General features: G+C 54.4%; 7 protein-coding genes. 2 read left to right on the top strand and 5 right to left on the bottom strand.

The window, feature by feature from the left end; genetic code table 11:
* Positions 1–1,435: S41 family peptidase (locus tag HOJ95_08970; GenBank protein MBT6394824.1), on the bottom strand; the 1,435-nt coding region annotated here is incomplete at its 3' end.
* A 233-nt stretch (positions 1,436–1,668) separates the two neighbouring features.
* Here HOJ95_08970 and HOJ95_08965 point away from each other — a divergent pair.
* Positions 1,669–2,097: a tyrosine-type recombinase/integrase gene (locus HOJ95_08965; protein MBT6394823.1), complete on the top strand. Its 429-nt coding sequence runs from the start codon at positions 1,669–1,671 to the stop codon at positions 2,095–2,097.
* Between the two features lie 57 nt (positions 2,098–2,154).
* Here HOJ95_08965 and HOJ95_08960 read toward each other — a convergent pair whose 3' ends face one another.
* Genes HOJ95_08960 through HOJ95_08950 form a run of 3 tightly spaced genes read right to left on the bottom strand, consistent with a single transcriptional unit; the run spans position 2,155 to position 3,570 of the window.
* Positions 2,155–2,601 (bottom strand): universal stress protein, encoded by a 447-nt coding sequence (locus HOJ95_08960; protein ID MBT6394822.1) that lies wholly within the window; start codon positions 2,599–2,601, stop codon positions 2,155–2,157.
* Positions 2,602–2,621: 20 nt separating this feature from the next.
* Positions 2,622–3,083: a universal stress protein gene (locus tag HOJ95_08955; protein ID MBT6394821.1), complete on the bottom strand. Its 462-nt coding sequence runs from the start codon at positions 3,081–3,083 to the stop codon at positions 2,622–2,624.
* Between the two features lie 28 nt (positions 3,084–3,111).
* Complete coding sequence (locus HOJ95_08950; protein MBT6394820.1) at positions 3,112–3,570, bottom strand: universal stress protein; 459 nt, start codon at positions 3,568–3,570, stop codon at positions 3,112–3,114.
* A gap of 239 nt (positions 3,571–3,809) precedes the next feature.
* Between HOJ95_08950 and HOJ95_08945 the strand changes: the two genes are divergently transcribed.
* Entirely contained in the window at positions 3,810–4,499 is a 690-nt protein-coding gene (locus HOJ95_08945; GenBank protein ID MBT6394819.1) for a glycosyltransferase family 2 protein, read from the top strand.
* Positions 4,500–4,514: 15 nt separating this feature from the next.
* Here HOJ95_08945 and HOJ95_08940 read toward each other — a convergent pair whose 3' ends face one another.
* Positions 4,515–7,031, bottom strand: a complete 2,517-nt coding sequence (locus HOJ95_08940) for an AAA family ATPase (protein MBT6394818.1) — start codon at positions 7,029–7,031, stop codon at positions 4,515–4,517.
* Between the last annotated feature and the right edge of the window lie 132 nt (positions 7,032–7,163).

The raw sequence follows: 7,163 nt of genomic DNA, 5'->3' as shown, positions 1-7,163 counted from the left end.
TACCGCCGCCGCCGCGCACCGTTCTGTTCAGACGCATCGTGGCGTAGGGAGGTAGCTCTTCGAGAGGAACCGCAGTGATATCCTCCCAGGTCAGCGTGTCATTCTCAGCGTCATTGAACTTGTGGTTGTACTCATCCCGATGGATGCAGCGGCCGCTGGGGGTGTAATATTTCGCAGTCGTTATCCGAATTCCTGCCCCGCCACTAAGCGGTATGATGGTTTGTACCGAACCCTTCCCGAATGTCTTTCGTCCAATCAACAGGCCACGATCCAAGTCCTTAAGCGCACCGGCCACTATCTCCGAGGCACTCGCACTTCCCTTATTCACAAGAACTATTATGGGCTTATCAAACCATGCCCCATGACCATGGGTTCGAAAATACATTGTCTGACTACGATGACGTCCCCGAGTGAACACCACCATACTTCTCTCGGGCAAGAAACGCTCTGCCACCCGAACGGATTGCCGAAGAAGACCTCCGGGATTATTCCGCAAATCAAGAACAATCGCCCTCACACCAGAATTGCGAAACCGCCTCAATGCCGTACCTAGTTCATCGGATGTACGCTCATGAAAAGCGGTAAGCCGAACATAGCCAATATCTTCAGCCATTATGCGGGATTTAACACTTCTTATCTGGACAACAGCACGAACAACGACAAACTCTTTTGGCGAAATCCAGGCTTGCCGGGTAATACCAAGACGGACAGCAGTACCAGGCGGCCCCCTCATTTTTTTTACGGCCTTTGAAAGTGACCACCCCTTAGTAGATTCGCCGTTAACGAGCGCAATAACATCTCCAGGTTGCAGTCCCACCTCGAAGGCTGGTGTGTCCTCAATCGGAGAAACAATTGTTATTTTTTTATCCCGCGTTGTAATTGTGATGCCGAGACCACCGTACCGCCCCGTGGTCTCCACCTGCATTTCCCGGTAAACATCGGGTGGAAGAAAAGCGCTGAAAGCATCTAGCGAATTGAAAATAGCACCTAACGAATCGTACATTACCTTGAGATCACTACCTGAACTTCGCTCGGAACCAACTTTAGAAAGTGCGAAACGGTATGCCCTTTCCATGGCGGCCAGTCCCTCCGAGCCACCAGCGCCAAAGCGAACAACCATCTCCTCACCACCGGCCCGCAATGTATAGCGCCCAGAATCCATTCGAATTACTTCGAGATGTTTTTTCCCAATAGACTTTTGGATGCCGGTCAAGCCCGCGCCAAAAACCTTATTCATATTAGGCAGGGAAACGTAGTTTTCTTCTATCTGGGAGACCGTCTCACGCAAAAGCTTAATGGCTGTGCGCTGCTCTTTCGTTAATTCTGGAAGATTAAGGCGGGAGCTGGCAGGTACGAGGGTAGAGAGAATAAATAGCAGGGCAAACAAATACGCAGCTATGGCGGCCCTTCCATAAGAAAAACGAAGTCGGTGCATTTTATTCCACCCCTCCAGCTTTCAACTCTCCACCTCGCCACTGGCAACGTGCAACATGCAACATGCCGCACATAACCTCACCAGCCGCTGTCGACCCCAAAAGTCCTTCAAAATCATATAGGTTTAGTTCGCTCTAGGCCAAATACCCAAAAAGACGAGCTAAAGATTTGAATTATATACCTTTTTTGCGACAAGAGTTAGTTCTATTTTTCGCTATTTTCTAACCGCTTTAGATATTCCCAATTTCATATCACTCGGTCTGGCACGCCCATACGCGGATTCTTGAAAAAGTAAATATGCGTCACTGCCGATTCCACGACCTCCGTGTCGTTTTTGCCAGCATCCTCGCAAAGCGGAACCTACCCCCCAAAATAGCCCAGCGCCTCATGGGCCATGCGAATATATCCATGACCCTGGACCTGTATGCCCGATTCTCGAGGGACGATGAGCCAATTCTGGACGAATGCTTAAATATCAATATTTTACATGTCGCATCCACTTCAAACGACTACAATAGTCGCCAACTGGATTCAAGCGCCAACCCGTCTCAGCCAAACTCCGGCAGCCCATGGCCACGCCTGAGCATCGGCAAAGGCCGGCTCAACACAAAAAAAGCCTCATGCATTACCAACGGGGTAGGGGTGAGATCGAACAAGGAATAAAGCACCGGGGGCCCCTCGCGGGCGGATAACACCACAAAGGGGCCCCCGGAGTTTAAGCTACTCCGGATCACGCATTACAAGAACAGGGCAATGCGCATGGCGTATCACATTCTCAGCCACCGAGCCGAGGAAAAGCCTTGGGAGTCCGGTGCGCCCGTGAGTGGCCATCACAATCAGGTCAAAATCACCCTTCTCGGCCATATCGTTCACCACCCCCACCGGCTCACCCCAAACCATTACTCGCTCAACCTCGCCTTTAATACCCGCCTTCTCGATCATCCCATCAAGAAGCTTCTCGGCATCCGCCGAAATTTCCTCGCGCACCTTCTTCCAGTCGATGTACACCTCATAAGGAACCGACGTCTGAGGCTCGACCATGACATGCACCACCGTGATCTTCGCCCCGCGCAGCTCGGCGATCTCCGCCGCCGACTCAAGCGCCTTCCTACTGAAGTCAGAAAAATCAACCGGCACAAGAATTTTTTTCGGCTCAAACCTTTTCATGACCACCTCCCTTTCCTCCCTTACGCAGCGGAAATCGGTTGTCTGCTCCCCCCGGCCACCTTCCCGGAGGTTCGGAACAGAAGAACCGGAACGCTCGCGCTCCTGAGAACTTTTTCGGCCACGCTACCCATCACCAAACGGGCCGGTCCTGTCCTTCCATGTGTCGCCATCGCCAACAGATCAAAATTCCCTCGCTCAAGATGACCCACAATCTCCTCTGCCGGAAACCCATACCGCACAGCCGTCTTCACCTCGATACCCTCGGCCCGCAGTGCCTCGGCAACCTGGGTGAGATATCCTTCCGCCTCCTCTGTCACCTTGATCTGTGACTCACTCGGATCCACTCCAGGAAACACCAACGCAAATGCCACCCGCAGGAGTACGACCTTAGAGCCATGAATCCCGGCGAGCTCTCGAATCCCGCCGAGCGTCTCCTCGGCCAACCTCGACCCATCCAGGGGAACAAGAATTTTCTTAAACATCACCAACGCCTCCTTCCACTTGCATCTGCTAGTTAAGCGTCGCGGCAAGCGAGGCCTCACTCAACGTGAGCATAGGAACCGGCGATTTCGCCACGAGCTTCTCAACAACACTCCCCATAAGCACATGCGAAACCCCTGTGCGCCCATGCGTCGAGACCACAACAAAATCGATATCGTGCAGTTTGATGGCGCGAAGTATTTCCTCAACAGGCTCGCCCGAAACGATGTGCTCCTCGTGCTCAAGCCCGGCAAGCCCGATGTCACTGCCTACCTCCTCGACCATCTCCTTGGTTTTCGCGCAAACTTCCTCGCGCATCAAGTTCCAGTCCTTCCCCTTTTGCGCATAAACCTCGACAATCTCGGGGGGAATAACGTGAAGCGTGATGAGCTCTGCGCCAAAGACATTGGCCATGGTGGTGGCCCACTTGAGTTCCTCTACACTGCGCCCCGAAAAATCGATGGGAGCGAGAATTTTCCGGATTTCCATAACTCGACCTCCTGCACATAAAAGGAGTTTCTCTGTCTCTGATATAAAGAGAGGCAATTCATGTGCCACAGCGCCGAAAAACTTAATCCCTCGTAACCATTTGTTTTTTATGATTAAATTTAATCAGGTGATTTAATGAAAATTGCGAAAAAACTAACTTGTGGCAAAATGCCCCAAACTGCCTCCAGGATGGGGCACCCTAGTGGGCCATTCAAATTCCTTTCCGCCGCAGGCCACCCATGATTTCCATCGTAATACCCGCGCTTAACGAGGCCGAAGGAATAGGTCCGTTTCTAGATGCGCTCAGCGAGCAGGCGGGGGTTTTTGAAATCATCGTCTCAGATGGCGGAAGCTGGGACGCCACCCCCCAGATAGCGGCCGATAAAGCCCGCCTCATCACCTCACCGCCCGGAAGAGCTGCGCAGATGAACCAGGGCGCAGCAGCCGCAAAAGGAGACATCCTGCTCTTTCTCCACTCCGACACCCTGCTCCCTCCTGGCGCGCTTTCGTTGATCGAAAAAACCTTGATCGAATCTCCTACAGGCGAGCCCAAAACAGTTGGCGGGGGATTCACCCACCGTTTTGATCGAAACGATCTCTTCAGCCGCTTCATAAGCTTCAGCGCCAACACCCGCTCGCAATGGACGAATCTGCTCTTCGGCGATCAGGCCATCTTCGTTCGTCGCTCTGTTTTCAAAAAAATGGGTGGCTACGCGGATATGCCGCTATTTGAGGATTGGGACTTCAGCGATCGGATGCGCGAGGCAGGCGGCATCTCAATTTTACCTGCGAGCGTCACCGCCAGCGGGCGGCGCATCAAGGTCTGGGGAAAATGGCGGTGTTTCGTCATCTGGTGGGGGCTCAGCATCCTCTACTGGATGGGTGTTCCGGCGACTAGGCTTGTGCGGTTTTATGAGCACGTGCGGTGAAAAAAAATCAGCCAATTAGCTTCTACCGCCCCGTCTTCTTGGCGGGCCGGGAGGGGGATCGGGCGGCGCGGGCGGCATCTCGGGAGTGGGGGAGGGCTTTTCGTCCTCTTCTTCTTCATCGTCTTTCTTTTTTCCTAGCCGGCGAAGATCCTCGTACATCTTAGCAAGCCGGGCCGCGACCATGCCGTGAACCGAGCCTTCGGGAAACTCGCCGCTATCCTCGTCCCGCTCCCCGGCAGGTGTGCCAGTCAGGAGCGAGATGCCCTCGTCCACGGTATGAATGGGGTAGACGTTGAACTTGCCCGCCCTGACCGCCTCAACCACCTCATCGCGAAGCATGAGATTTGTCACGTTTTGGTGGGGAATTAACACACCCTGCTCACCGGTGAGCTCGCCCATACCTTTGCACACTTCAAAAAAGCCCTCGATCTTCTCGTTCACCCCGCCGATGGGTTGAATCTCGCCTCGTTGGTTGACCGATCCGGTGACGGCAAACCCTTGCTTGATGGGAAGCCCGGAGAGCGAACTCAAGAGCGCATAAAGCTCGGTCGATGAGGCGCTATCGCCATCCACACCGCCATAGTTCTGCTCGAAGGTGATGCTTGCCGAAAGAGCGAGGGGATGATTTCGGGCATAGGTCGCGCCGAGATAGCCCTGGAGAATGAGCATCCCTTTGTCGTGGATGTTGCCCGAGAGTTTGCTCTCGCGCTCGATGTTAATCACCCCGCGATCGCCCATGAAAGTTTGGGCCGTGATGCGAGAGGGCTTGCCGAAACTGAAATCGCCCATGCTTAGCACGGCAAGGCCATTAATCTGGCCGATGACCTCGCCCTCGACGTCGATCATCACGTGGCCCTCGATAATTTGATCGCGAAGCCGCTCGTCGAGAAGATCTGCCCGAAATCGCTTTTCGTCCTCGGCGCAAATAATGTGCTTGGCCTCAACTCGCTGCGCCTCCTCCTGCCGAGCCCAGTGATCAGCCTCAAGCAAAAGTTCTCTAAGCTCGCCGAACTGGGCCGAGAGCCGGCTCTGGTCAGAGACCATGCGCGAGCTCGCCTCAAGCACCCGCGCCATCGCATCATCACTAAAGGGCAGCAACCCATCCTCGGCCCGATGAAACTCAACGAAAGCCCGAAAATCCCGAAGGCTCGCAGGGGTGCGCTTAATGACGGAACTAAAATCGGCCTTTACCTTGAAGAGCTTTCCGAAGTCCTCATCTTGACGAAGAAGGAGGTAGTAGATCATCGGGCTGCCCATGAGCAGCACCTTCACGTTCACCGGAATGGGCTCTGGTTTGATGGTGCCTTGACTCCAGCCAAATGTTTCGCCCAGGTCCTCGATACGAACACAACGGGTGCGGATGGCGCGCTTGAGCGCCGGCCAGACACCGGGGTTCGTCAGTACATCGAGGGCATTGAGAATTAAAAAGCCGCCGCTCGCCTGGACAATCGATCCGGCCCGAACAAGGGTGAAATCCGTCGTATAGGTTCCGAAGTGGGCCCGGCGCTCTATTCGCCCAAACAGGTTGTTGAAATTCGGATTCGATTCGTAGACGACCGGCGCACATTCGAGAGCAGAGTTATCAACGACAACGTTAACTTCGTAGACGCGGAAAGGATTTTCATCCTTCGGCGGCCGCATCATCATCATCGGTGCGGCCTCGGCTCCTCCCAGCTCCTCGGTGTTCTGGAAGGTCGAAAAGTTGCCCAAAATATGGCGCTCCACCATGTCGAGGAAAGAAATCGTCTTCTCAAAAGACGCATACTTGTCCCGAAGATCGTCCATGGGCCCTTTGACGGCAGTGAGCGCGATATTTTCGTCCAGCTTCCGCATGCGGGCGCGCACCTCTTTTTCAAGGTTGCGTGTCTCCTTGACGAACTCAGAAATCGGAGTGGCCAAGGAGTTGCGATTTTCCTCATAGCGCTTGCGCTCCTCCTCAGGCAGATTTTCAAACTGCTCGGCCGTAGCGTTTTTGCCGTCGATCAGAGGGATGACGTTCAAGCCTGCCTGGGACATCTGAATGGCAAAGTTCACCGCCCGCCCCTTTTCCTCAAGTGCCTCAAGCCGTTGGCGCTGCTGGGTCTGCACCGACTCGACAATCTCCTTTCGCGCACTCTCGTGGGCATCTGCCTCAAATGCTTTGGGAATCGATTCCTGAAGTTCGGTGACGAGCATGGCCATATCACCCTGAAACTCGACCGCTATCCCCGCCGGGAAGGTGAGCCAAAGAGGCCGATCGGAATCTGAAAAGTTGTGCACGAAGGCGATGGAATCGGGCACGTCCGTTTCGCATGCCAGGCGCTCGCAGTACGAACGACACATGGTGTACTTGCCGGTTCCCGGCGGGCCCGATACATAGAGATTAAACTCGTTAGAGGACATGCCGAGGCCAAACGCCATCGCGCGCTCGGCACGTTCCTGGCCGATAAAAATTTCCTTGGACAGTTTTCCCCCGTCGAGATCGAGAGATTCAGATTTATCGAAGCGCCACCTCAGGGCCTCGGGGGCAAGCGGCTCAGGAAAGAGGGTCATCTGGGCTCCTCATCGCCCGGCAGCGCCGGGGAAAAATTTCTATTCATCGGGCCCCACCTCGTCATCCTCCAAGTGGGATGCTGATTTCAGACCGTATTTGATTAACTTGCGGTAGAGGGTGCGCCTGTCGAT

It is taken from the genome of Nitrospinaceae bacterium, from assembly GCA_018669005.1.
In the GTDB taxonomy this organism is placed as follows: domain Bacteria; phylum UBA8248; class UBA8248; order UBA8248; family UBA8248; genus UBA8248.
The sequence above is the reverse complement of the archived record's forward strand: the minus strand, read 5'-3'. Positions and strand labels throughout refer to the sequence as shown.